Origin of the sequence: Tardiphaga sp. 862_B3_N4_1 (assembly GCF_051811085.1) — a bacterium.
GTDB lineage: Bacteria > Pseudomonadota > Alphaproteobacteria > Rhizobiales > Xanthobacteraceae > Tardiphaga > Tardiphaga robiniae.
This window is the reverse complement of sequence record NZ_JBPWQB010000002.1, coordinates 137,206-162,515: the sequence shown is the minus strand read 5'-3', so window position 1 is coordinate 162,515 and position 25,310 is coordinate 137,206. Positions and strand designations below refer to the sequence as shown.

25 protein-coding genes are annotated in these 25,310 nt (G+C 59.5%); 16 read left to right on the top strand and 9 right to left on the bottom strand.

All coding sequences use genetic code 11. From position 1 onward, the window contains the following. Window positions 1-1,143 precede the first annotated feature (1,143 nt). Both AB8B02_RS18055 and AB8B02_RS18050 read left to right on the top strand, forming a co-directional pair. Entirely contained in the window at window positions 1,144-2,835 is a 1,692-nt protein-coding gene (locus tag AB8B02_RS18055; protein ID WP_068738729.1) for an alpha-amylase family protein, read from the top strand. A 233-nt stretch (window positions 2,836-3,068) separates the two neighbouring features. Beyond that, entirely contained in the window at window positions 3,069-4,235 is a 1,167-nt protein-coding gene (locus AB8B02_RS18050) for a glycosyltransferase (RefSeq protein ID WP_439064750.1), read from the top strand. Here the strand turns inward: AB8B02_RS18050 and AB8B02_RS18045 are convergent. Genes AB8B02_RS18045 through AB8B02_RS18035 form a run of 3 tightly spaced genes read right to left on the bottom strand, consistent with a single transcriptional unit; the run spans window position 4,168 to window position 6,616 of the window. Further along, window positions 4,168-4,743, bottom strand: a complete 576-nt coding sequence (locus tag AB8B02_RS18045; protein WP_439064749.1) for a class I SAM-dependent methyltransferase — start codon at window positions 4,741-4,743, stop codon at window positions 4,168-4,170. The genes AB8B02_RS18050 and AB8B02_RS18045 overlap by 68 nt on opposite strands. Then, complete coding sequence (locus AB8B02_RS18040) at window positions 4,740-5,477, bottom strand: PIG-L family deacetylase (protein WP_120286792.1); 738 nt, start codon at window positions 5,475-5,477, stop codon at window positions 4,740-4,742. The genes AB8B02_RS18045 and AB8B02_RS18040 overlap by 4 nt, the downstream gene beginning before the upstream one ends. After that, on the bottom strand, window positions 5,477-6,616 hold the full coding sequence (locus AB8B02_RS18035) for an acyl-CoA dehydrogenase family protein (protein WP_081422130.1): 1,140 nt from the start codon (window positions 6,614-6,616) through the stop codon (window positions 5,477-5,479). Before AB8B02_RS18035 ends, AB8B02_RS18040 begins: the two co-directional genes overlap by 1 nt. A 93-nt stretch (window positions 6,617-6,709) precedes the next feature. Here AB8B02_RS18035 and AB8B02_RS18030 point away from each other — a divergent pair, with 93 nt between their 5' ends. After that, the gene (locus AB8B02_RS18030; protein WP_068738721.1) at window positions 6,710-6,937 is read left to right on the top strand and encodes a hypothetical protein; all 228 of its coding nucleotides are present in this window, start codon (window positions 6,710-6,712) and stop codon (window positions 6,935-6,937) included. Window positions 6,938-7,082: 145 nt separating this feature from the next. On the opposite strand, the gene AB8B02_RS18025 is transcribed toward AB8B02_RS18030, so the two are convergent. Then, window positions 7,083-7,292: a hypothetical protein gene (locus tag AB8B02_RS18025; protein ID WP_120286791.1), complete on the bottom strand. Its 210-nt coding sequence runs from the start codon at window positions 7,290-7,292 to the stop codon at window positions 7,083-7,085. A gap of 963 nt (window positions 7,293-8,255) precedes the next feature. Continuing rightward, window positions 8,256-10,178 carry a PAS domain S-box protein gene (locus AB8B02_RS18020; RefSeq protein ID WP_439060533.1) on the bottom strand — a complete coding sequence of 641 codons (1,923 nt, stop codon included), beginning with the start codon at window positions 10,176-10,178 and terminating at the stop codon, window positions 8,256-8,258. A 694-nt stretch (window positions 10,179-10,872) separates the two neighbouring features. Here AB8B02_RS18020 and AB8B02_RS18015 point away from each other — a divergent pair. The 8 genes from AB8B02_RS18015 to AB8B02_RS17980 all read left to right on the top strand — a co-directional run bounded on the left by AB8B02_RS18015 (window position 10,873) and on the right by AB8B02_RS17980 (window position 15,562). After that, window positions 10,873-11,097, top strand: a complete 225-nt coding sequence (locus AB8B02_RS18015) for a hypothetical protein (protein WP_081422128.1) — start codon at window positions 10,873-10,875, stop codon at window positions 11,095-11,097. A 96-nt stretch (window positions 11,098-11,193) separates the two neighbouring features. Continuing rightward, window positions 11,194-11,409, top strand: a complete 216-nt coding sequence (locus AB8B02_RS18010; protein ID WP_081422127.1) for a hypothetical protein — start codon at window positions 11,194-11,196, stop codon at window positions 11,407-11,409. 692 nt (window positions 11,410-12,101) lie between these two features. Beyond that, the gene (locus tag AB8B02_RS18005) at window positions 12,102-12,263 is read left to right on the top strand and encodes a DUF2934 domain-containing protein (protein WP_081422126.1); all 162 of its coding nucleotides are present in this window, start codon (window positions 12,102-12,104) and stop codon (window positions 12,261-12,263) included. 111 nt (window positions 12,264-12,374) lie between these two features. Then, window positions 12,375-13,235: an SDR family oxidoreductase gene (locus AB8B02_RS18000; RefSeq protein ID WP_068738716.1), complete on the top strand. Its 861-nt coding sequence runs from the start codon at window positions 12,375-12,377 to the stop codon at window positions 13,233-13,235. Between the two features lie 41 nt (window positions 13,236-13,276). Continuing rightward, a complete protein-coding gene (locus AB8B02_RS17995; protein ID WP_068738714.1) occupies window positions 13,277-13,552 on the top strand; it encodes a SemiSWEET family sugar transporter in 276 nt (91 codons plus the stop codon). Between the two features lie 153 nt (window positions 13,553-13,705). Then, entirely contained in the window at window positions 13,706-14,185 is a 480-nt protein-coding gene (locus tag AB8B02_RS17990; protein ID WP_439064748.1) for a phosphatase PAP2 family protein, read from the top strand. Continuing rightward, window positions 14,182-14,520, top strand: a complete 339-nt coding sequence (locus AB8B02_RS17985; protein WP_439059611.1) for a DUF3147 family protein — start codon at window positions 14,182-14,184, stop codon at window positions 14,518-14,520. Before AB8B02_RS17990 ends, AB8B02_RS17985 begins: the two co-directional genes overlap by 4 nt. Before the next feature lie 433 nt (window positions 14,521-14,953). Next, window positions 14,954-15,562, top strand: coding sequence for a cysteine hydrolase family protein (locus tag AB8B02_RS17980; RefSeq protein WP_439064747.1), 609 nt, complete (start codon window positions 14,954-14,956; stop codon window positions 15,560-15,562). 111 nt (window positions 15,563-15,673) lie between these two features. Here AB8B02_RS17980 and AB8B02_RS17975 read toward each other — a convergent pair whose 3' ends face one another. After that, window positions 15,674-16,018, bottom strand: coding sequence for a hypothetical protein (locus AB8B02_RS17975; RefSeq protein ID WP_439064746.1), 345 nt, complete (start codon window positions 16,016-16,018; stop codon window positions 15,674-15,676). A gap of 291 nt (window positions 16,019-16,309) precedes the next feature. Here AB8B02_RS17975 and AB8B02_RS17970 point away from each other — a divergent pair, with 291 nt between their 5' ends. The 4 genes from AB8B02_RS17970 to xth all read left to right on the top strand — a co-directional run bounded on the left by AB8B02_RS17970 (window position 16,310) and on the right by xth (window position 20,995). Further along, window positions 16,310-16,819: a (2Fe-2S)-binding protein gene (locus AB8B02_RS17970; RefSeq protein WP_439064745.1), complete on the top strand. Its 510-nt coding sequence runs from the start codon at window positions 16,310-16,312 to the stop codon at window positions 16,817-16,819. After that, window positions 16,816-17,829 carry an FAD binding domain-containing protein gene (locus AB8B02_RS17965; protein WP_439064744.1) on the top strand — a complete coding sequence of 338 codons (1,014 nt, stop codon included), beginning with the start codon at window positions 16,816-16,818 and terminating at the stop codon, window positions 17,827-17,829. The genes AB8B02_RS17970 and AB8B02_RS17965 overlap by 4 nt, the downstream gene beginning before the upstream one ends. A 20-nt stretch (window positions 17,830-17,849) precedes the next feature. Continuing rightward, window positions 17,850-20,105: a xanthine dehydrogenase family protein molybdopterin-binding subunit gene (locus AB8B02_RS17960; protein WP_439064743.1), complete on the top strand. Its 2,256-nt coding sequence runs from the start codon at window positions 17,850-17,852 to the stop codon at window positions 20,103-20,105. A gap of 119 nt (window positions 20,106-20,224) precedes the next feature. Beyond that, entirely contained in the window at window positions 20,225-20,995 is a 771-nt protein-coding gene (xth, locus tag AB8B02_RS17955) for an exodeoxyribonuclease III (RefSeq protein WP_439061867.1), read from the top strand. 9 nt (window positions 20,996-21,004) lie between these two features. On the opposite strand, the gene AB8B02_RS17950 is transcribed toward xth, so the two are convergent. After that, window positions 21,005-21,373 (bottom strand): hypothetical protein, encoded by a 369-nt coding sequence (locus AB8B02_RS17950; protein ID WP_120286780.1) that lies wholly within the window; start codon window positions 21,371-21,373, stop codon window positions 21,005-21,007. Between the two features lie 161 nt (window positions 21,374-21,534). Here AB8B02_RS17950 and AB8B02_RS17945 point away from each other — a divergent pair, with 161 nt between their 5' ends. Continuing rightward, window positions 21,535-23,922 carry a PAS domain S-box protein gene (locus AB8B02_RS17945; RefSeq protein ID WP_439064742.1) on the top strand — a complete coding sequence of 796 codons (2,388 nt, stop codon included), beginning with the start codon at window positions 21,535-21,537 and terminating at the stop codon, window positions 23,920-23,922. A gap of 5 nt (window positions 23,923-23,927) precedes the next feature. Here AB8B02_RS17945 and dinB read toward each other — a convergent pair whose 3' ends face one another. Together dinB and AB8B02_RS17935 are read right to left on the bottom strand one after the other, a co-directional pair. Beyond that, a complete protein-coding gene (dinB, locus tag AB8B02_RS17940; protein ID WP_439064741.1) occupies window positions 23,928-25,040 on the bottom strand; it encodes a DNA polymerase IV in 1,113 nt (370 codons plus the stop codon). Further along, the gene (locus AB8B02_RS17935; protein WP_439064740.1) at window positions 25,019-25,288 is read right to left on the bottom strand and encodes a hypothetical protein; all 270 of its coding nucleotides are present in this window, start codon (window positions 25,286-25,288) and stop codon (window positions 25,019-25,021) included. Before AB8B02_RS17935 ends, dinB begins: the two co-directional genes overlap by 22 nt. Between the last annotated feature and the right edge of the window lie 22 nt (window positions 25,289-25,310).

Here is a 25,310-nt window from a genome sequence, read left to right as displayed (position 1 = left end):
TGAGCGGCCGCCTCAGTTGGCGGCCTCTTTCATTATGACTCGATGCGACGTCTGCGGATCGCGCCAAATCAAAACGCGGCTCCTACCTCTTTAGACGATGGCCGGTGGGTGTCGCCCTCGCGCATCAGAACGAGCCGTCATTTGGCTCCTGGTGTGTCTGAAGGATCAGCGCTATGCCGAAGAGTAAGATGCCCAACATTAGAAGATCGAAAATATGGTCCTGCATATCCCCATTTTATCCGATGGCGGGGAGGGCGTCACGTGCTGATGGGCGCCGCGTTCTGCGTCCCCGTTAGCTTGTTCGAAATCGTCGCGGGCTCGCGCATAAAAAACCGCCCGCATTTTCGCGCGGCGGCTACCGGAACTGCTCAAAATGGATCGGTAATAAAAACCTTTCCTCCTCCGGTCGGATGAGCAGATCAGATGCGAGAAACATACCGTTGATTCGTCGGGTCCCTTCTACAAGTTCACATCGGATGTTCGCGACGCTTGATTGGTTGAGCCTGCGTTTTAATAGCCTTTCAAACGTCTGATCAGAAGTTGCGCGTCAGTGGCACCCACTTCATAGGGAATCCTCGTGACGTTTCATTGAGTTCGTTCACTCAACCCAGAAATAAAATAAGCGTCAGCAAAGGGCATTATAAATTGCCGCTTGTTCCCGAATTGGAATCCTCGACACGATCGGACTGTTGTGGGTAACGGCCGGTGCCATGCTGCACGGCGTGCATCCCAGGTTTTTTTGCCCGGTCGGCAATCTTTGCCGGCGCGCCGCGACGTCCCGGATGCCGCGGGGCTGAAACTCGTCGACTTCCGCGCCGTCCAGTTGCTAGCATTCTGTCATAGTCGACACTGACACCAAACGACAACTCCGCTTTATTCGCACATGCTGTTTATAAGGATCGCTGTGTTGACGGGAACCATTGATAGCACCAGCAGTTTAATCGACTTCATCCGCACGGCCAAAGTAATTGCGGCTCATGTAGGCGATGGATCTTTTCTTCGCGTCGAGCTCTCATGGTTCAGGACTGAAAATGGCGTTGCGATTTTGGACGTGTGCGCCGTCGGCAAGCTCCAACGATTCCGAGTGAGTCCCGGCTGATCGACGCGACCCGGTCGCGACACAACCACGGACCAAAGGGCCACATGATCGACGACCTCTGGTACAAGAACGCCGTCTTCTACTGCCTCTCCGTAGGCAGTTTCATGGATGCTGATGGCGACGGTTGCGGCGACTTCAAGGGCCTGACGCGGCGGCTCGACTACATTCACGGCCTCGGCATCACCGCGATCTGGCTGATGCCCTTCCAGCCCTCGCCCGGCAAGGACGACGGCTACGACATCTCCGACTACTACGGCGTCGATCCGCGCTACGGCACGCTAGGCGACTTCGTCGAATTCACCCATGGCTGCCACCAGCGCGGCATCCGCGTCATCATCGACCTTGTGGTCAATCACACCTCGGACCAGCACGCCTGGTTCAAGGACGCGCGCAGCGCCAGGGATTCGCGCTATCGCGACTGGTATGTGTGGTCGGACAAGAAGCCGCCCAATGCCAACAAGGGTATGGTGTTTCCCGGCGTTCAGAAATCGACCTGGACGCATGACACGACCTCGAAGTCCTGGTTCTTCCACCGGTTCTATGACTTCCAGCCGGACCTCAACACATCCAATCCTTATGTGCAGGCCGAGATCCTGAAGATCATGGGGTTCTGGCTGCAGCTTGGCGTCTCCGGCTTCCGCATGGATGCGGTGCCCTTCGTGATCGCCACCAAGGGACCGAAGGTCAACAAGCCCACCGAACAATACGACATGCTGCGCGCCTTCCGCGAATTCCTGCAATGGCGCAAGGGCGACGCCATCATTCTCGCCGAAGCCAATGTGCTGCCGGAAACCGACATGGAATATTTCGGCAGCGACGGCGACCGCATGCAGATGATGTTCAACTTTCACGTCAACCAGAACCTGTTCTATGCGCTGGCCTCCGGCGACGTGCGCCCACTGGCTGCGGCGATGAAGGTGACCAAGCCACGCCCGGCGACGGCGCAATGGGGCCTGTTCCTGCGCAATCATGACGAGCTCGATCTCGGCCGGCTGACCGAGGAGCAACGCCAGACGGTGTTCGCGAAATTCGGCCCGGACAAGGACATGCAGCTTTACGATCGCGGCATCCGACGTCGGCTGGCGCCAATGCTCGGCGGCGACCGACGCAGGCTCGAGCTTGCTTACAGTCTGATGTACACGCTGCCGGGTACGCCGGTGCTGCGCTATGGCGACGAGATCGCCATGGGTGATGATCTCACGCTGCCTGAACGCAACTGCGCGCGGACGCCGATGCAATGGTCGAACGAACCCCGTGCCGGCTTCACCAAGAGCGAGAAGTCAAAGAATCCTGTGATCGACAAGGGCCCCTACGGCTACAATCACGTCAATGTCGCCAAGCAGCGCCGCGATCCCAATTCGATGCTGAACTGGACCGAGCGCATGATCCGGATGCGCAAGGAGGTCCCCGAAATTGGCTGGGGCGACTTCACCATCATCGCCACGCGCAACCCTGCCGTGCTGGCGATCCGCTACGACTGGCGCAACAACTCCGTGCTGTTCGTGCATAATCTCGACGAACAGCCACGCGAAGTGTCATTTGCACTCGGCCTCGATGGCAAGCAGGGCGACCACCTGATCAATCTTCTGACGGAAGACCATAACCGCGCCGATGCCCAGGGCAAGCACCACCTGATGCTGGAAGCATATGCCTATCGCTGGTACCGCGTCGGCGGTCTAGATTATCTGCTCCGGCGCAGTGACATCGACAGTGATACGGATGCGCATCCGGCGTGAGGGTGCCTGCGCCCGGATCGCGGGACCAAGCCTGCGGCGATCAGCAAGTACGCCGACATCAGCGGAAGGCAGATGAAGAAGCTTCGCTCTAAAACCTGGAGAGCGATACGACCTGGAACATGGACAGGCCTTCGCGCCAGTCTCTTGATAGAGTAGCCGCTGCGGCCCAGCTGAGGGAACATGCATCGAACCTGGCGATTAGCAGGCGCACCTACGCCAGGACGCTCCGCCTTATGAATACGAACATCGAGCCTTTCGCGATCGTCACCATTCCGGCATGCAACGAAGCCGACCGGATCGAGCGGTGTATCGCTGCGCTGGCCGTCCAGCGCGACCGTTTCGGCGCGCCCCTTGCCGCGGACGCGTTCGAGATCCTGGTGTTCGCCAACAATTGCACTGACGGTACCTCGGGAGTCGCCAGACGTTTCGCCGGCTCGGTCCCGCAGAGGGTGGTGGTCATAGAGGAGGAATTGCCGTCGGAGATGGCCAACGCCGGCTGGGCGCGGAAGCGTGCAATGGACCTTGCGGCCGACCGCCTCGATGCGCTCGGCCCGGGCGGTGTAATTATGAGCACGGATGCCGATAGCTGCGTCGGCCCCGCGTGGTTTTCGTCTAACCTCCATGAGTTGGCGAACGGTGTGGAGTGCGTGGCAGGCTACGTCGATGCAGAACCGCTCGAGATCGTTTCGCTTGGACGGGATTTCCTGTCCCGCGGTAGGCTCGAAGATACTTACCTCAGCCTTGCCGCGGAAATCATCGCGCGCTGTGATCCGCGAGCCCATGATCCCTGGCCGAACCATCGTGTCTCTTCGGGCGCGAGCCTGGCCGTAACCGTGGTGGCCTATCGGGCCATCGGAGGACTTCCTGCACGCGCTCTCGGCGAAGACGCCGCCCTTACGGCTGCGTTGGACGAGGCGGGATTCAAGGTTCGTCACTCGCTCGACGTCGTCGTCCAGACGTCCTGTCGGATCTTGGGGCGGGCGCATGGCGGAGCGGCCGACACCATGCAACGCCGGCTCGCCGATTTGAATGCTCCTTGCGACGACGATCTTGAGCCCGCCTTGCAGATCGCCCGTCGCGCCATGTACCGATCGCTTTTCCGCCGGGCGTGGCAGAGTGCGCTCGAAGACGGGCCGATGTCGGCCCGGTTGTGCATTCCCTCCGACTTCGTTCGTCACCTCCGTGCCGAGGAGGCGACGCTTCGTGAGGCATGGGAAGCCGTATCGGGCAGAAGTCCTGTTCTCACGGTTCACCGGGCGCTACGCCCCTCGGAGCTGCCTCGGCAGATCGCGATCGCCAGAATGATCGTCGCAAGCCTGAGGGCCGCCGCAATCACGCGGACAGCCGCTCCAGGCGGTAGACTTCATCGCGAAGGATCCGGCGAGCCGGAACTCGCTTGACGACGGCGTCGGCGAAAGCGTCGCTGGCCTCCGTTCCCCTCAGCGGATAGTCAGTCTCGCCCAGCCAGTGGCAGAGGACGATCTCTCCGTCGGGAGCGAGGACCCTGCAGCAGTTTTCGGCCACCGAATGGAGATCGGCCCGGCTGAAGTAGTACAACACTTCAGATAGCACGATGAGGTCGAAGGCGCCGTCCGGGAATTCGGTCGGCAGCACACATTCCTCGAAGGCGACGTTCGGCGGCGCGTCCTTTCGCGCAGCTTCCAGCGCCGTGCGGGACGCGTCGATCGCCAGCAGTTCTCCGCCTCGCTGCGCGAGCCTTGCCGTCAGGACCCCGATCGAGCAGCCAACTTCGAGGATACGATCGTAATGGGCGCGCGTAAGAGCCGACAGAGTGCGGTCATATTTCTCCCGCTCGTAGGCGCTGGTTCGGAATCCCCAGGGGTCGATATCCTGCCGGTACCGTTCCTCGAAGTATGAAGCGGGCAAACTCTCTATGTGCCTCGTCATCGGGAGACCTCGTAAACGTACTCGTGCTCGCCAAGGAACGGCGCCAACGTCTCTTCGGTGAACCGGAAGCCCGTTGGATCGTCTTCGATAAGCGTGGACATCTGCGAAGCGTGGGCCGCGATAGCACGGTGCTTGAGATCACGTTCTCCAGCGATATCCAGCCGGTGGCCCCGCGGGAAGCCTGGGACATCGTCGTCCTGATCGAGGTGCCACCCCCAGATGGGGTAGGCCCAGAGCCTGACAGCTGGGTTGGCGACTCCGGCCGCCTTGGCGATGGCAGCGGCCGCCTGATGATCGCAATGCGGATCCCGATCCCACGTCACAAACAAGGCCTTTGCGCCCGTCTCCTGAAGAAGGTCGGACACGGCGCGGACCGCCGCGTCGAACTGGGGTCCCTCCAGAGGGGCTTGCGTGTCGGGGAGGTCGAGATGGCGTACGAACGCCGGATGGAGGCCCAGAATTTCGCCTGCCGCCCTGACTTCCGCCTTCCGGAGATCGACCAGCCGTTCCGGAGGGTACTGGACCGACCGGGGGTGCGAACCCGCACCATCGGTCAAAACCACGACGTGAACCTTCTGGCCTGCTTGGCAGGCCTGAGCGATCAGACCGCCAAGACCTAACGTCTCGTCGTCCGGGTGCGGCGAGAGAATTAAGAAGGGCGCACCCTCCGTCAGCGCCTCGCGCGAGATGATAGGAAGCGCCTTCGTCACTTCGAGATATTCCGAAACCTTCACTAAAAGTCTCCTGCCGACCGCGACGAACTCAGAAAGACCTGAGCCCCATCGCTCATGGCGCGGTCCGGCACCGGTTGCCGCAGATACGTCGCCAGGTCGCGGCAGATGCGCTCAACGTCGTGAGGACGCACAAACGCCCGAAGCCCGATGCCCCTCTGGACGGTCTCCATGACAGTCAGGGCGGATCGTTCGACAACCATCCGGGTGAGGTTGGCGAAAGCCACGATGCTCTCTGGATCATCTTCGACCGCCAGACGGCGCGCGGCGTCCTCCACCCAAAAGCGCGCCGTCGTCGCGTCGGCGACACAAGTCGCAAGGCGCTCGAGCTGATACGCGTCTTCGCCCCTTGCTGAGGAATTAAGGTGCTCTCGGAACAGGTCGACTAGCCGTTCCGTTGCGCCGGTATGGACGGCGCAGAAGCGCCATGCGCCGCCCGAGAAGTGCGGCTGTCGCATGAAGTCGCCGGGAGCGCCGATCCGCTCACGATCCGTGATGCGTCGCCCGGTGAAGTCGACCGTCCCGGTCGCCGTCGCGCGCATGCCTTGCGCCTGCCAGCTGGACGTGTCGTGCGCATATCCGATCTCGAGGTCGAGCAGGCACATCTGCTGCCCCTCCGGTGCTGATGCGGTAACCAGGGGACGCGTCACGAACCCGGCGCCGGACGCCAGGATCTTGCGGCCTTTGAGGACGTTGCCATCCCGCTCCGGGGTGATCCTCAGGCCCTGCGCGTCGTCGGCGCCCCATACTGCGGACAGCGCACCATCACGCACGCTTCCCGCGAGACCTTCGATCTGCGCTTGTGTTCCGTAACGGCAGACCAGCCCCACCGCGTTGACGTGGCCCTCAAATATACGGGCAAGCGAGAGGTCCGCTGCGCCGAGTAGACGCAGGATGGTGCAGAGTTCGGCGCCGAACCGCGGGTCCCAGAGACTGCTGCCGCCGAGCTCATGAGGCAGTGGGCTCATGGCCAATCCGCTGAAGCGGAAGTCCGTCCAGACGTCCGGTGCGATGTGAGCAGTTCTGTCCGTATCAAAGGCGCGGCTTGAGAGCTTCGCGGCGAAGGCCTGCGCATTCTCCAGCAGCTTATGACATTCGGAAGGGGCGAGAATGACGGTGTCCTCACGACAGTTGGCGAGCATGCGATGAAGTCCGCAGCGCACCGATAGTTCCGATCTGCTGGAACGACTCCTAATCTTGGCGTTGTCCTCGGGCACTCCTTTTGGACGAACTATATGGCGACCATCGAGCTGCAGCCACACAACGAGAACTCCCAGACGTGGCTGCTCGTCTGGGCCGAGCGTCAGGAGATCGTCGGACGCGTCCGACGGGGGGAGGATGGGTGGTTCCATATCACCGCTCACGGACCGCACTGGAGCCCCATGAAGAGTTTCGCCGGCGACAAGTTCGACGACCCGTCCGAGGCTCTGAAGCAGGCTCAGGCGTATTTCGGAAACCGGTAGGGCACTGTCCTACAATAAGCAGATAGGACAAAGGCCACGTCGTCATGGGCGATGCGGCCTTTCTTTTTAAGCATTATCTAGTCGATCGTTCGAAGGACCAACCGCACATGCGAAGGGCCGTAGGCGCCAGCGGGCCGCGGCCATCCTAATGCGGTTTGAATAAACTCACGACGAAGTCGTCGCCGACAAGGCGAAACGACGCTAGGTCCGTTCCAGTCCGGTCCATTTCCTCGATTGGAATCCGTAATGGACCGCCGCCAAGCCGCTTCAACATGACGATCAGCAACTGATCTTTGAAACGATCGACGAGACCATCGCCGTTAAGTCTCGGATCACTTCCTAGTGCAGTCTTCATGAAACGCTCCGCGGCCGCTTAACGGCCTTTGCTGGTGAATCGTGGGCAAAGACGCTGCCTCCAAAGAGATCCAAGCGAGTCATCGCCCAGGCGCAAGCACGCCGGAAAAGGTTAGATAGCCAAGGCTCAAGGCGCGGAGAGCTAGGCGACCTTGATCGTTGAGACTGCGAAAGCGAGTTCAAGCGTCCGGCGACTTCACTGTATGACCAAGTGAAAATTGTTAGCGTTGTTCCCAAGATGTACCGCTGACATTGGTCCATCCACCGAGCAGAGCCGCCTGCCATGCGAATTATTACTACTGCCGCGGCGGCAATCAGGCCGACAGCGTCAACGTCACCAAGATCCGAAGTCCCGCCCCATTAAGGCGATCCGCTGGGCCCGCTGGCGTCCCGTTGCCGACCGCCGGCCGCAAGATGAGCGCAACCGGGCAGGCCGTGAAGGAGGAAGCGAGGCCTAGTCCTTCGCCGCCTTTGCTAGGATAGCCCGTGCCTGCTCCAAAATCCGACGTGCAATTTCAAGCTTGGCCACCTGCTCGGCGTCTATCCCGGGGATTGTGGTTCCGTCCCTTGTGACCATGGCAAACACTTCCACGCTGATGAACGCGAAAACAGTTTGATCTTCAAAAGCACGTTCCAAAGCTGGCGCGAAACGGCGCCGCGGCCCTCAAGGACAACGAACAAGGCGGCAAGCAAGACGATCTGCAACGTGGAGTCTGACAGAAGGGACATGGCGCCCTTACTACGTTCATTTCGCAGATGCGTTCCAATCTAAATTGCGTTCTCAACATTCCGCATTTAGATAAAATTACGGCCACGCAATCGAAGGCATCGTCGCATCGCGAACCCATGAGGGACCTTCGCCTTGCTCCATCGGCTCTCGCCATGGCAGGCAAAGTGTCATGAGCCGATGAGGCTGACGCTAGTCAAGACAGGTGGGCGTAAGATCCGGTGCATTGTTTGTGGTTCAATTTAATAGAGCGCCCTTCGATCTTTGGTGAAGGGCTGTCTGTAAGGCACTACTCAGCTCATGAAGCTCGTAAGGTTTTCGCAACAGCAAAAATTCAGAGCCCAGTTTCCGCGCTGCCTCACTGTAGCCCGTTGCGAGAACGACGGGGATGTTCGGGTAATTCTGCCTAAGATGGCGGGCCAGGCCGAGACCATCCATTTTTCCAGGCATCACGACATCGCTGAAAACGAGGTCGATGCCGTCGTGCTCGATCTCGCGCAATGCGGACTCCGCGTCCGGTACGCATTTCACGCGATATCCCAACTCTTCCAGAAATACGGCGCTGGCGGTGGCAACATCCGGATTGTCTTCAACAAGAAGGACATTGCCGGCGCCTTTGGCCAGAACCTCTGCTTCGTGCGCACCTGCATGGCCTTCGCCACGCGGAAGCCGAATGGTGATTTCCGTACCAGCGCCGAGCTTGCTTTGGATTTCGACACGACCGCCGGCCTGGTTGGCAAAGCCATGCACCTGTGAGAGTCCCAATCCTGTTCCTTTGCCGACGGGTTTGGTCGTGAAAAACGGATCGAACACCTTCGCAATGACGTCCTCGGGAATACCTGCGCCGGTATCAGCCACCTTGATCTGCACGTACTCGCCTTTATCCTCTCCATCCCTGACCCGGTAATTTGCTGCCGTAATCGTCAAGGTGCCCCCGTCGGGCATGGCGTCACGAGAGTTGATGCTGAGATTGATGAGTGCAGTTTCGAGTTCGGTTGGATCCGCGAAGATTGGCCAAACTCCGGCCGGTACGGAGATTTCGAGCTTGATCGCGCTACCCAGAACGGTAGCCAAGACCTCGCGTACAGCTTGCACGGTCTCTTCAAGATTGAGCAGCGTCGGAGCGACTTGCTGACGCCGCGCAAACGTCAGCAACTGACGAGTAAGTGCCGCGCCGCGACGAACGCTTGCCTCAATCGCTCCTGCTGCCTCGATCACGCGGGGGACAATGGCATGCCGTTTGATCAGCCGAACGTTACCCGTGATTGCCATAAGGAGGTTGTTGAAGTCATGAGCCACTCCGCCGGTCAGCTGACCGAGCGCATCCATTTTCTGCGCTTCCGCCAGCTGCTTTTGCATACGTTCAAGTTGCTGCGTTGCTTGACGTCGCTCTGTGATGTCGCGCGTGATCTTGGCAAACCCGATCAGCTCGCCTGCGTCATTGCGGACGGGATCAATGACCACACTCGCCCAAAAGAACGTGCCGTCTTTGCGGACGCGTAAGCCTTCTTCTTCGTAACGGCCCTTTTCACGTGCAATGCTGAGAGCACGCGCTGGTTTTCCAGCGTCCCGGTCGCCGGGGGTATAAAAGCGCGAAAAGTGCTGACCGATAATCTCGTCAGGAAGATAGCCTTTGATCCGCTGACCGCCGAGGTTCCAGCTGGTGACATGACCTTCCGGATCAAGCATGTATAACGCATAGTCCGTGACATTGCTCACCAACAGGCGAAAAAGATTTTCGCTTTCGCTCAATGCGGAGCGGGCTTGCATCCGTTCGGTGATGTCCCGCGTGATCTTGGCAAAGCCGACAAGGACATCGTTTTCATAGATGGCGTCGATAACCACGGACGCGAAAAACCGCGTACCGTCTTTCCGCATCCGCCAGCCTTCCGCTTCGAAGCGCTTATTCCGGCGTGCGGCCTCCAATGCGGTGGCGGGAAGTCCGGCTTCGCGATCCTCCGGCGGATAGAACACCGAGAAGTGCTGGCCCACGATTTCGTCGGCGCCATACCCTTTGATCGTCTCGGCGCCTGCATTCCAGTTTGATACGATGCCGTTGGGGTCGAGCAGATAAATCGCATAATCTGTGACGCCTTGAACGAGAAGTCGGAAGGCGCGTTCGCTTTCTAAAAGATTGCGGTCGTTTTTTGTTTTTGGCATCATTCACTTTCCGCGAACCAATCCCTCTGGTAGAGGCGATAACTGCCATCGTTTAGCGGCACGGGAGTCGCAGGTCAGAGTAGGCTCCCCCACATACGCGGCACAAGAACACTTTTACCGTCAGATTTGGAACCAAAGTTTGCTTTAAGGATTGTCTCTGCCTTCTCAGATTAGCCGCTCGTTACGGCGATAAATTCAAATTTCTAGAAGAGGGCAAGGCGGCCGGCCGGAGGATCGCCTAAGCCGCGACCTTGTGCGGGCGCGGGCTCTGTCGATGAGGATCAGGCTTGGGTCTGAGAACGGCGCTCAGTTCAGCTAGTTGGTCTGAAGGGCGGCCCGCTCGCAGTGCCTTTTGCTGCACGGACAAATCTGTTGTGCCGTCCCCAACGGGACGATTCGCCGTCGATAATCGCTGACTTGGTTTTTAAATGCCACGCGTCGGTTGCGATCTTCTTAAAGCGTCCCCGCCAGTCGTGAAGAAGTAAGGCGATGCTCCCTAGGCCCAACATTCTCGGCGCTGTAGCCCTGCCGTTGCTACCCGGCAGAGCGCTTATTCTGCGTGACGCCGGCTCGCGCGAACCGCCCGACCAGGTTTTCAAAGCGCAACGGGAATGATCTTGGACCGGGAAGAACCGTCTTGCCCGGAACAATACTCATAGTGAGTGCTTGTGCAACGACCCGATGAGGACGCGCCATGACCGATCAAGAGACGCCATGTGTAAGTGACCAATGGTCTGATCTGAAGGCCACCGTGGCGGATGGTGTCAAAGCCGTCGCATCAACAATAGGAGAAGCAATCGAGGAAGGCAAAAAGCCCGGCAAGCCGCTCGACATACTAAGCAAGCTTACGCGTGAAGCTCCGCTCGGTATGTTGTTGGCAGCATTTCTCATTGGCCGGGCACTGGCACGGCGGCAATGATTAGGCCGGTTGCCTTTTGAGATCGTCGAGCGTGACGCTTTTGGGAAACATGAATCTAGCAGTGGCTTGTGACCGACAGTTATTCCGGAGGACACTATGGGTTTAGCAACTTATGCCGTCATCGAATCTAACGATGGCTGGGGCGTTCTGCACGATGGAGACGTGGAAGGGAAATTCCTGACCAAAGAGTCTGCTTTCGAAGCAGCCGTGGCTGCAGCGTCTCTTGCGATCCGCCAGGGACACGAAGTCCATGTCAGCGCCCCGAGCAGCGAAGCCGGAAACAAGACAGCGCTTGGCGGTCCAACAAATTGACGGGGGCTCAAGCTGCGTGAAAGGATATGAATTGGGACGAGATGATGATGGCGCCGAAGTAAAGTCAGCGCGCAAAGCACGCGGCGCCGAGCCAGGGCCGTCGGTTCGCAACGTTTTAATTTGGAGCCTTGGCTTAGTTGTGGCCGCCTTTGCCGTTGTATATTTCCTGTTTTTCAGAACCTAGCCGACCGTCAGCTGGTGGCGACGTACCCGCTTGGAGACGCCGATCAGGTTGCCGCCTGTTACTTAGAAACGACTTACATTCCTTCCTCTTTTGAGGTTGAGCGTCCTGTTCGCATGGTGGCCATTCCGATGGCCCTGCCATCGCTCCAAACGTGGCGGAGCTTTTGCTGTCATAGCCGTTGGTATGCAGTAGCCGGATGAACTCGTCCATCGAGGCATTAACTGTTGGTACGCTCGGCAGCTTCCGGTGTGAGGGGGCGGCCAAAAAGCCGGCTGATGGATTCGCGAAAAGCCATGCGAGTCCCCTTTTTTCGTGACAGCGCTTTGCTGCGCGGACGAGAGAAAGGTTCATTCGGGAGCGACAGTCCTAACGGAATATTCTTGGACGGGGAACTGGTCGCATAGTGGCGTCTTAAGCGCACAAGCAATTATAGCGATCGATGCGCTCGCCTGCATGACTGTACCAAAGCGATTCGCCGCCGCAATTATCCGTTTTTGAGGAGAGGCCGATGCCCCGATACTCTGAAGAACAGATCCGAGAGTACGCTCACAAACTTTGGGAAAGGGAAGGTCGCCCGGAAGGTAAGGCCGATGACTTCTGGCACCAGGCCAAAAGCGAGCTCGAAAGCGATGCGCCTGGCGACGAAGACCCGAAACCGATGCCAGAGTAGGAAAAAGCGCTGCCCAAGCGCCCCTTCGTCATTGGGCGGGCGATGTCGCCACCGGCGGAACGCTGCATCCAATCAAGCGTTTTCGATTGGCACTTATCTAGGAGCTGGTTCATGCCCCATTCTTATCCCGCGCCTCCGTTTGCTTCCCAGAAACAACCGATGCCCGGCCGAACGGAGGCCATGCAGCCTCGTCCCGATCATGGCGAGAGCAGCTACAAGGGGGGTGGTCGATTGCAGGGCATGAGAGCGGTAATTACCGGTGGCGACAGCGGGATCGGCCGCGCTGTCGCGTTGGCCTACGCACGCGAAGGTGCCGACGTCTTGATTTCTTATCTCGATGAGACCGAGGATGCCCTCGAAGCTAAAGCTTTAATCGAGCGCGAAGGCCGCAAGGCCATAATGGTCCCAGGTGACATCCAGCATCGGCGCCATTGCGACGTGATTATCGATAAGGCGGTAAGGGAATTGGGCGGGATCGACATCCTCGTTAACAACGCCGCGCATCAAGCGACCTTCAAGGACATCGGCGACATTTCCGATGACGAGTGGGATTTGACGTTTAGGACAAATATCTATGCAATGTTCTACCTGACAAGGGCCGCCGTGCCTCACATGAAGCCCGGAAGTGCGATCATCAATACCGCGTCGGTCAATTCGGATATGCCGAACCCCACCTTGCTGGCCTATGCAACGACGAAGGGGGCCATTCAGAATTTCACCGGCGGCTTGGCGCAGATGTTGGCCGATAAGGGCATCCGCGCAAACGCGGTGGCACCGGGACCGATTTGGACGCCGCTCATTCCATCCACTATGCCAGACGAAGCCGTTAGAAATTTCGGCAAGCAGACGCCGATGCAACGTCCCGGACAGCCCGCAGAGCTTGCAACCGCCTACGTGATGCTCGCAGATCCACTCTCAAGCTACGTTTCCGGGGCCACGATCGCCGTTACAGGCGGCAAACCTTTCATCTAATCGGATCGAGCGTTTCGGGGCAAAGCAGTGGGGTCTCATCGGTGTCCAGCATTTTGCCGTGGGTGGGAGGGTTCGCCGCTGTCCTGACTTCGCTGTCGTACATTCCACAGGTCCGGAAAGCATTGCCCCGGAGCTCAACCAAAGATCTGTCGCTCAAGATGCTTGTGGTGCTGACATCAGGCCTGGGTCTCTGGATCGGCTACGGTCTACTCAAGGGCGACTGGATCATCGTTCTGGCGAACAGTATCGGCTGTGCGCTGACAGCAACCGTGCTCGGCTGTAAAATACGAGACATTCGCGGGGAGGACTCTGCATAGGGGGCGGAACCTGGCTGCATGATCAGGGTTTAGAGTGCCGTTATCTAGGTGTCATACGGAGATGCCATGCGGCCAATAATGGTACCACCCACTCTCCTTGATCGCGAGGTCGCAGCAACCGCCGTTCGGCACGCACGTGCCGCAAGCGAACAAGTGGCCGAAGCTCTGACGTGGGGCGCGGACGAGCATGTTCTCGTTGTTGCTGCAGCGGCCTTCTGGCTCCTGTCGCGTAGCGGCTCCCCCCGGAAGCGAACTGTCGGTACGCATTTTCTGGCGGCCTCGGTGGCCACGGCCGTTGTGCCGCATGCACTGAAGCATGTTTTCAATCAACGTCGACCGGATAGGCTCACCATTCTTGGCCATCTACACGGAGTACCGATCTCAGGCCGCGCGAATGATGCGTTCCCCTCGGGGCACGCGATGCATATGGGGGCTCTCGCGAGCGCAGCATCCTCATTCGATCGGTCGTATCGCGAGCTGACCTGGACGGCTGCGGTCGGTATCTCGCTGACGAGGATCTATGTTCTCGCGCACTGGACGAGCGATGTGGTCGCGGGCTTCGCCAGCGGATATCTGATTGATCGGCTATTGAGACGCTGGACCGGCTACGGCAATGGGACGACGACGCCATGACGGATTACGCCGTCCGATTTTTCGTTGGAGGGGCAGTCGTCTCGATATTCGCGCTGCTCGGAGACGTGTTACGGCCTAAGTCCTTCGCGGGACTCTTCGGCGCCGCGCCATCGGTGGCCCTGGTTTCGCTCGCGCTCGCAATCTCCAGGCACGGACCGGACTACGTCTCTACGCTGGCTGCTTCGATGATGGCCGGCGCGACCGCTCTTCTCGTGCTCAGCTTCGTGACGTGCCGTTTACTCAAACGCACGGGGTTGTCAGTTCTATCTGTTACCCTGCTCGGGTTTCCCCTGTGGCTGGTAGTCGCGTTTGGCCTCTATGGGATGGTGGGCTGAATGCTTGTTCGAGCCTCATTCTCGTCGTTGAGCGATGGTCGCTGGTACGAATACATCGTCCGGTTCCTGCTGGGCGGAGCATCGACTGCAATAACTGGCCTGATCGGCACACGTTGGGGTCCGGGCGTCGGAGGTCTGTTCCTGGCATTTCCAGCCATGCTCTGCGCCAGTGCCACGCTGGTCGAGGCGCACGAAAGGCGCCGCAAAAGGGAAATTGGCCTGCAGGGCAAGAGACGTGGTGAAGACGCCGCTGCGCTCGAGGCCGCTGGAGCGGCTCTGGGAAGCATGGGCCTCGTTGCGTTCGCTCTCACAGTCTTCCTCGTAAATGCCGCGGCTCCCTGGAGCAGCTTGGCGCTGGCATCTCTGGTATGGGCGGCGACCGCAGGTTCTTGCTGGTGGACTTACAAGAGACTTCGCAGGACGTGGACCTGAGATGGGCGAGCTCCGATCAAGAATAGACACCAGTCGGGCAATGCACTTGTGTCTGGACATGCAGAGGCTGTTCGGTCCCGAAGGGCCTTGGCCGACACCTTGGCTCGAACGTGTCATGCCGGCGGTGGAAAGCCTCGTCCAACGTGACCCGGCACGGACTGTCTTTACGCGCTTTATTCCCCCGGCGTCGCCCGAGCATGCAAATGGGATGTGGCAGAGCTACTTCCGAAAATGGCGGTTGGTCACGCGCGAACGTCTGGACCCGCACCTCCTCGAGCTTATGCCGCCTTTGCAGCGACATGTCCCACCGGCGATTGTCTTCGACAAGTCTGCGTATTCTGCGTTCTCGAACGGAAGGCTTCACGATATTCTGCAAGACGGTAACGTTAATACCTTGATTGTGAGCGGCGCGGAGACTGACGTCTGCGTTCTCTCAACCATCTTGAGTGCTGTTGATCTGGGCTATCGCATCGTCGTTGCGCAAGATGCGATGTGCAGCTCAGCTGACGAAACTCACGATGCCTTACTTGGCTTGTACGCCCGGCGTTTCGACCTACAGATCGAACTGGCAGATTGTGCCGAGATCCTTGAAAGATGGTCGCAGGCTTGAAGGCGGTCAGGGCTAGGGCTGGCGGGTGAAGTGTTTGGCGCGCGCGCCACCGGCGCGGGCGACCAAGAGGAGACCCCGATCATCGGGGTCTCCTCTGGTTGGCATCACGGGCTAGTTGCCGCCGGCACCACCACCTGCGCCACCACCACCACCACCGCCGCCCGAAGTGCGACCTTCGGCAGAGCTGTTAGACCCGGTAGTTCCAGTCGCTGCATTCGATCCACTAAGGGAGCTGGCATTGTTGCCAGTCTGCGATCCTGCAGCGTGCGGCGCCGCGTGTGGAGTGCTCGAGGTCGGGCGATCGACTGCCGTCCCCGTACTGGTAGTGCCGGGCTGTGTAACGCCATTGCCTGCGGAATTGACCTGAGGCGCGCTCGGATTTGCACCGCTCTGTGCGAATGCGGCAGGAGCAGTCATCAGTGCCGCTGCCGCAACTGCTATCAACGTCTTCTTCATATTGTCCTCGTTCGTTGTCATGCCCCGAGCTGGATGAATTAACTTGCTCGCTTGTTGTTCCTGGCGAGAAATCGCGCAACAGTGGAACAACACTCGCTTCTCCTTCACCCATTTGCCCGCGGCGGTTCCCCGACGTCATCCTGGCGGCCTTCCGACGGCGCGCGTGAGACGCCAGAAGCGGGAAGGTTGGCCTCGCCGATCGGTGCGGGCAAGCCGATCCTGAGGGCGGAAGAAAACGGAACATCCTACGATTAGAATGGTTCTGATGGCGAACGCATAGCGAGGCGCCCCGTGAACCAGATCCCAGATCACCCACAGATCCCAATTTTCCTGACGATCAACGGAACGTTGCACGAACTCAAAGTAGAACCGTGGGTGACGCTGCTGGACCTGTTGCGCGAGCGCTTCTCGCTCACCGGGACTAAGAAGGGATGCGATCAGGGACAATGCGGCGCCTGTACCGTGCTCGTCGATGGCAAACGCGTCAATTCGTGCCTGGCACTCGCGGTGTCGCGCGACGGCGCCGAGATCACCACTATCGAAGGGCTGGCCGAGAATGGCGAACTGCATTCGCTGCAGGTCGCCTTCATCGAGCGCGACGCGTTTCAATGCGGCTACTGTACGCCTGGCCAAATTTGCTCAGCGGCGGGTCTGCTGGCGGAAGGCCACACCCGTAGTCGGGCCGAGATACGCGAGCATATGAGCGGCAATCTGTGCCGCTGCGGCGCCTATACCAATATCGCCGATGCGGTCGAGGACGTGCTGATGCCGCGCATCGCGGCGAAGGAGGCCGCCGAATGAACCGGTTCGAATATATCCGCCCGGCCACAGTGGCCGATGCCATCGCGGCGCTGAATGAACCTGCAGCGCGCGCGCTGGCGGGTGGCACCAATCTCGTCGACCTCATGAAATATGATGTGGCGCAGCCGTCGCGGCTGGTCGACATCAACCGGCTTCCGCTCAAATCGATCGAAATCACTCCCAGTGGAGCGCTGCGCATCGGCGCGCTGGTCACCAATACCGATCTGGCGTGGCATCGAGACGTTCGGGAAAAGTGGCCGATACTGTCAAGCGCCATTCTTGCCGGCGCATCGCCGCAATTGCGAAACGCAGCTACAGCCGGGGGAAACCTGATGCAGCGAACCCGCTGTTATTATTTTTATGATCCGTCGACAGCCTGCAACAAGCGACAGCCCGGAAGTGGCTGCTCCGCCATTGGCGGCGTCAATCGCATTCACGCCATTCTCGGCGCCAGCGATAGCTGCATTGCAGTCCATCCGTCGGACATGTGCGTCGCGATGGCTGCACTCGATGCATCCGTCGAAGTCGAGGGGCCGGACGGCAATCGATCGATTCCGATGTCTGGTTTCCACCGCCTCCCCGGCGGAGAGCCCGAACGCGACAACACGCTGAAGGTCGGCGAGCTCATTACATCGATCATTATCCCCAAGCCCGACTTCGGTGCCCATCACACCTATCTCAAGATCCGGGACCGGCTCTCCTATGCTTTCGCGCTGATCTCCGTCGCCGCCGCGCTGCGTGTGGAGGAGGGCATCATCCAGGACGTCCGGATCGCGCTCGGCGGGGTCGCGCATAAGCCGTGGCGGGATTTTGACGCAGAAAGATCGCTGAAAGGCGAGCGAGTCGGGACCCAGAGCTTTAAGCAGGTCGCTGATTTCATTCTTCGTGATGCGAAGGGGCAGGGCGACAACGACTTCAAGATCGAGCTTGCTCGCCGCGCTATCGTTCGTGCGCTGGAGCAGGCGGCTGCGGGCACACCCCAGGATCAGGCCGACAAATCGATCCACTAGAAAGTTAACGGGACCATCGCATGTCAGTTGGTGAAATCACGCATATCGGACGTCCGACCAACCGGGTCGACGGTAAACTGAAGGTGACAGGCCAAGCGCACTACGCGGCGGAGTATCCTGCTAACGATCTGCTCTATGGCTACATCGTTGGTAGTACGACCGCCGCTGGACGGATCGCGGCGATGGACTTGGATGCAGCAAGGCAGTTTCCAGGCGTCGTCGAAATCTTCACGCACGAAAATCGCAGCAAGGCGGCATGGCTTGATCGTAGCTGGCGGGACGAAGTCGCGCCTCCTGGCCATCCGTTCCGGCCGCTGAATTCGGACCGTATCCTGTTTGACGGTCAGCCGGTCGCGTTGGTTGTCGCCGAAACGTTCGAGGCCGCGCGCGATGCGGCCTCCCTGGTTCGCATTGCCTATGATGTCGATGCGCATTGTACCGAGCTTGAGGCGAAGCGGGCAGAGGCCTATGTGCCTCCGAAGAAGCGTAGCGGTATTCCGCCGCCACCGGACCCGCGCGGCGATGCCGAGCAGGCGTTTCAAAATGCGCCCGTCAAGATCAGCCGCGATTACCGGATCAATGCCGAGCACCACAATCCGATTGAGATGTTCGCCACCACCTGCGTGTTCGAGGGCGACGGCAAGCTGACGATCTATGACAAGACGCAGGGCTCCCAGAATGCGCAGGGCTATGTCACCTCAGTGTTCGGCCTGCGCAGCAAGGATGTCCGCCTGGTCAATCAATATGTGGGCGGGGCATTCGGCGCCGGCTTGCGGCCGCAGCACCAATTGTTCTTCGCCGTCATGGCCAGTCTCGAACTTGAACGCTCGGTGCGGGTGTCGCTGACGCGTGCTCAGATGTTTCATATCGGCTACCGGCCGGACAGTTACCACACCGTCTCGCTCGCCGCCGATCGCGATGGGCGGCTGCAGTCGATCATGCATGATGCCGTTGCCTCGACCTCCCGTTACGAGGATTATCAGGAGGCTGTCGTCAATTGGTCGGGCATGATGTATCACTGCGACAACGTCAAGCTGACCTATCAGCTTGCCAAGCTCGATACGGCCACGCCGTGTGACATGCGCGCACCCGGCGCAGCCATCGGCGTGACAGCGCTCGAATGCGCGCTCGATGAACTTTCATACGAACTCGGTATCGGTCCGCTCGAAATTCGGCGGATCAATTTCGCCTCGAAGGACGAAAACACCAACAAGCAGTTCACATCCAAGGCGCTTATGGAATGCTACAGCGAGGGCGCTGCGGCATTTGGATGGGAGAAGCGAAGCCCCAAGCCGCGTGCCATGAAGGAGGGTCGCGAGCTGATTGGATGGGGCGTCTCAACGGGAATGTGGGACGCCTTCCTGCAAAAGGCCCAGGCCACTGCGACTCTCAAGGTGGACGGGACGCTGGAGGTGGCAACGGCGGCGTCCGATATTGGCACTGGGACCTGGACAATCCTGACCCAGATCGGCGCCGAAGCGTTCGGATTACCACTCGAAGACGTTCAGGCCAGGATCGGCGATTCGACTCTGCCGATGTCGCCGGTCGAAGGAGGTTCGTGGACCGCAGCGTCGAACGGCTCGGCAGTTCAGGCCGCATGTGAGGCGGTCAAGCATTCTCTGTTCAAGCAAGCCAGGAAGATGGCCAATTCGCCTCTTGCGGATGCAAGTTTCGAAGACGTCGAGGTTCGGGATCGACGCATCTTCCGGAAGGATGATCCGGCGCGCGGGCTTTCCGTTTTCGAAGTCATGCACGCCGCCGAGCTCACGGAAATCACCGAGCAGGGCAAAGTCAGCCCGAACCTGCGGCAGATGCTGAAATATATCAGCTACACGAATTCCGCCGTGTTCGCGGAAGTGCGCGTGGATGAAGATCTGGGGGTCGTTCGCGTGACGCGCGTCGTGTGCGCGGCGGCGGCGGGCAAGATCCTTAATCCCAAGACGGCCCGCAGCCAGATCCTAGGCGGTGTGGTGATGGGAATCGGCATGGCGCTTCACGAGGAAGCCATGACGGATCATCGCCTCGGCAAGATTATGAATGCCAATCTCGGCGAATATCACGTTCCGGCCCATGCCGACATCGAGGATATTGAAGTGATCTTCGTCGATGAAAAGGACGACAAGGTCAGCCCTCTTGGCGTCAAGGGCCTGGGCGAGATCGGCATCGTGGGAACCGCGTCTGCCGTCGCTAATGCGATCTTTCACGCAACTGGTGTGCGGGTGCGTGATTTTCCCATCACGATTGACAAGATTTTGAATGCTCCACGACCTTCCTGAGTTCATCTCGTACAGACCCAACGGTGGCATACGCCGATGGGGCTTCACTTGTCGGCTTTGGAGCCCGGGCCGCTGCATGACTGAGCTAAATGTCCGTAAGCCTCGGATCAGGAGAGCGCGTGAAGATCGCTACCTTCAACGTGAACAATATCAACAAGCGATTGCCCAATCTGCTGGCATGGTTGAAGTCGTCGAAACCGGATGTGGCCTGTCTTCAGGAGTTGAAGGCCGCCAATTCCGAATTCCCGGAAAGTGCGTTGCGTAAGGCGGGCTATTTTGCCGAGTGGGTTGGGCAGAAGACTTGGAATGGCGTCGCAATCCTCGCTAGAGAATCCAAGATCGTGGTAACGCGCAGGCGGTTGCCTGGTGACGAGAGCGACGAGCAAAGCCGATACATCGAGGCTGCCGTCGACGGCGTTCTCGTTGGCTGCGTCTACGCACCCAACGGCAATCCGCAGCCGGGACCGAAGTTCGATTACAAGCTCACCTGGCTGAAGCGTCTGAACGCCCACGCCGGCAAGCTGCTCAAGTCCGGTGCTCCTGCCGTTATCGCCGGCGACTTCAACATCGTGCCAACGCCCTTCGACATCTACCCGACCAAGTCGTGGGACAAGGATGCGCTCGTGCAGCCGGAAAGTAGGGCGGCGTTCGGCAAGCTCCTCGAGAAGGGGTGGATCGATGCACTGCGCGAACAGCATCCGGATGAGCCGATGTATACGTTCTGGTCGTATTGGCGGAACCGCTACGAGCGTGGCGCTGGCCTTCGCATTGACCATCTGCTTCTCAGTCCTGCGCTGAGCCCGCGGCTTGCGCAGGCCGGTGTCGACCGAAAGGTGCGCGGCAAGCTGGATCCAAGCGACCATGCTCCAGCGTGGATAGTGCTGAAGTAGCGCTACGCCTTACTTTTTTGCTTTCCGATCGACCCGGACGTCGCGGAATTCCTCGGGCCCTTTGAGCAGGCGCCGCTTCCGACTGGCCTGATCGTCCGCACTGGCGCCCTTGTCCGTCAGCTTGTCGATTGCGCCGGCGGCCATCTCACTGGCACGGGCTCTATGAGCGACGTTCTTTCTGCGAGACGGTTTAACGGTAAGACCCAGTTCGACAAGGCGGCGCACAGCTTCTGAGAGTTTCGGAGTGTCCGGCTGAAACTCGGCCCAATGAACAATCCTGCCGCGTAGTTCGTCTGCGGCGCGAAAGCCGAGCATTGGCGTTTGGCCGGTCGCAGGTCGGCCTTTTGATTTTTGCTTTGCTACTGTCGTTTTCTTCATAAGATAATGTTTAGCATAAATGCCAGACCGCGAGAAGTTGGAACTCTGCGTCATGTTATTGAGTTGCGATCTCCGAGGGCACGCTGTTTTAGCGGACTTTCCCCTTGCGCCTTGCTAAACAGTGTGAGAGCGGCCGACCGCCGCATGATGGCGAGGAAGCCGTGGCGAAAGAACTGACAGCGTCCGAACAGGCCCTGCGCGATCGGGAAAGCGAACTCGCGGAGGTCCAACGGATCGCGAAAGTCGGCGGTGTGATCGTCGACCTGCGCGATGGATTTCAGAACCGACGATCACCTGAATATCTCGCCATACACGGGTTACCCCCTGAAGCTGCAAACGAGACACATGAAGACTGGGTCGCCAGGCTTCATCCGGACGACCGGGAGCGCGCTGAGCGGCAATTTCTGGACCTTCTGAATAGCGATACGGAACGTTATTCTTCGGAGTATCGCATCATTCGGCCCAGCGACGGGGAAATTCGCTGGATCGTAGCAGAGGCGCGTATCGAGCGTGATCCAGAAGGCCGACCGCTGCGGATGATCGGCGCTCATATCGATATCACGGAACGTGCGATCGCCAGAGAGGCGCTACGCGAGAGTGAAGAGCGGTTCCGATTGATCGCCGACAGTGCGCCAGTCCCGATGTGGGTGACACGTCTTGATCGGACGCGGTCCTTCGCAAACAAAGCCTACCTGGAATTTCTTGGCCTTGAATATGAAGAAGCGTTGGCTTTCGATTGGAGGACCATCCTTCACCCGGACGATATGGCGCGCGTCGTGCGCGAGAGCATTGCAGGTGAGGCATCCCTAAAGCCGTTCGTGCTGGAAAGCAGATATCGACGTGCGGATGGCGTGTGGCGTTGGGTCAGATCCGAATCGCAACCCCGATGGGACCCAGCGGGTAAGCATATCGGCTTTATTGGGGTTGCCCACGACATCACGATTGCAAAAGAAGCAGAGATCGAACTGCGTGGGTTGAATGAGGTGCTTGAACGGTGGGTTGAAGAGCGAACCGCGCAACTTCATACCCACGAGGCTCATTTACGAGCCATTTTGGAGACGACCAACCAGTATCAGGGATTGCTCGCGCTCGATGGTACGCTCGTTTTCGCGAATGCGGTTGCACTTGCCGCCATCGCGGTGGAAGCGAAGACGGTGCTCGGGATGCCGTTCTGGGATACGCCCTGGTTTACTGCGACGCACCGTATGCCCGAACGAGTTCTCAGCGCGTTTAAAACCGCTCTGAGCGGCGATGCGTGGCGCGCCGAAGTTCAATTGAACCTATCCGGCGCGGAGCGGCATCTCGACCTCGCCATGCGCCCAGTATTCGGCAGTGGAGGTAGGATTACAGCCGTCTTGGCAGAGGCCGTCGATGTGACGGAGCGTCGCCGGAACGAGGACGCTCTGCGCCAGGCTCAGAAGATGGAGGCGGTCGGACAACTCACCGGAGGCGTGGCGCACGACTTCAATAACCTCCTGACGATTATCAGGTCAGCCACAGATTTTCTTCGTCGGCGCGATCTTCCAGAGGAGAGACGAGGGCGGTATATCGACGCGATTTCCGATACAGTTGACCGTGCGGCCAAGCTGACCGGACAGTTGCTTGCATTCGCTCGCCGACAGCCGCTTGCTCCGCGCGTCTTCAATGTTTGTACGCAGGTCGCGAGCGTGGCGAATCTGATCCGACCACTGGTCGGCGGCCGGATTCAGATTGATCTGGAAGTTCAGACTGCCGACCAGTTCGCCATGGCCGATATAACGCAGTTCGAAACCGCGTTGGTCAATCTCGCTGTTAATGCACGCGACGCCATGAACGGCGAAGGGCGCCTCGTCATTGGTGTCGCGGCAGTGGGTTCGATCCCGGGGATGCGTTCTCATCCTTTGAGGGAGGGCGACTTCATCGCGGTTTCCGTAACTGACTCTGGCGTCGGCATAGCTAGCGAGTACCTGGATGCGATCTTCGAACCATTTTTCACGACCAAGGACGTGGGAAAAGGAACGGGCCTCGGCTTGAGTCAGGCCTTCGGGTTCGCCAAACAGACGGGCGGCGAGATCGGCGTCAGCAGCACGCTTGGAGCGGGCGCGACGTTCACAATTTATCTGCCGCGGGCCGAAACTGGCGCCGAAGTCGAAAGCAGCGCGCCGCCATTAGCAAGCGCAGCGACAAGCGGGCGGGGGCACCGCGTTCTTGTTGTCGAGGATAATACGGATGTCGGGGGATTCTCGACAGAGCTTCTGCAGGATCTCGGATACGCAACCGACTGGGTGACGTCAGCTTCCGCGGCACTGGACGTTCTAGCCAAGGATGAATTCGCATTCGACCTCGTGTTTTCGGACGTCATCATGCCCGGCATGAACGGGGTGGAGATGGCCACGATTATCCGCGACCAATACCCTGGATTGCCGGTCGTTCTGACAAGTGGCTACAGCCACGTTCTAGCCGAAAACGCCCATACAGGCTTTGAACTCATCCAGAAGCCGTATTCGGTTGAGCTTTTGTCGCGCACGCTGCGCAAGGCGATCACTGATCGACGGACTGAATCGGCTTAGCGCTGCTAGATTGGTAATTGGAACTGGGATTGCGCGTCGTCCCCCTTCGTCTGAAGTGTCGATAGCGACACACCGAGCAGCCGCACGGCTTTCGGCAGTGGCATTGAGCGCTCGAGAAGTGATGCCGCGACCCGTTCGAGCTCTTCGCGGTTTGATACGGCTGTCGGCATTGATTGGCTTCGTGACATGATCTCGAAGTCAGCGAACTTCACCTTCAGCGTGACGGTTCGCCCGCGGTTCCCTGTGTTCGCACAGTGTTGCCACACTTTGTCGACGAGGGGCTGCAGCGCGGCAATCATGGCGTCGAACTCGGTGAGGTCGTCGAAGAAAGTGTTCTCGGCGCCGATGGATTTCCGGATGCGGTTGGCGCGGACAGGACGCTCGTCGATGCCGCGTGATATCCAGTAGTAATAGGTCCCGGCTTTGCCGAAGTGCGCTTCCAGGAATGTCAGCGACTGGTTCCGGATGTCGAGGCCTGTGTGGATACCCAATCCATTGAATTTGGCCGCAGTCGCCGGGCCGATGCCGTGGAACTTGCTGACGGGCAGCGTCTCCACGAAGGCCGGGCCCATCTCCGGAGAGATGACATACTGACCGTTTGGCTTGCGATGGTCGGAGGCGAGTTTGGCCAGGAACTTGTTGTAGGAGATGCCGGCGGAGGCGTTAAGCCCGGTCTCGTCCTTGATTTTAGCGCGGATCGCCAGCGCAATGTCGCGCGCTAGTCGAATACCCTGAAGGTTTTCGGTGACGTCCAGATAAGCCTCGTCCAGGGATAGCGGTTCGACGATCGGCGTGTGCTCGGCGAAGATCTCGCGGATCTGCTGGCTGATAGTCTTGTAGACCTCGAAGCGCGGTTTCACGAAGATTAGATCTGGACACTGGCGTTTGGCGGTAACGGACGGCATCGCCGAGCGGACGCCGAACTTGCGGGCTTCGTAACTCGCCGCAGCCACGACCCCGCGCTCCCGAGAGCCGCCGACGGCCACAGGCTTGCCGCGAAGCTCCGGATTATCCCGCTGTTCGACCGACGCGTAAAAGGCGTCCATGTCGATATGGATGATCTTGCGCTGTCGGATTTCCGGCGCGACGTCGTTCGTCACCGGGCCATCGGTTTCCATTTGCCATCTCTGATCGCCAGCATCGCCTTCGCGACCGGAGTGGATGCGCGATCGGCCGCTCCATCGGCCGCCGCCTCGATGGCGCGCCAGTCGATCAGAACGGTGCCGTCCGGAGCGACCTCATAGAGGCCGACGCCCACTGGAGTGCCTGAGATGCGTTCGGTTCGGACGGGGCGCTGCGTGATGTCTTGCGCCAGCGCGGCAGCGGGCAGCATGATGGCAAGTACGGCGATCCACATTATGCGCATCTGGTGCATCCTTCTTCAGGCC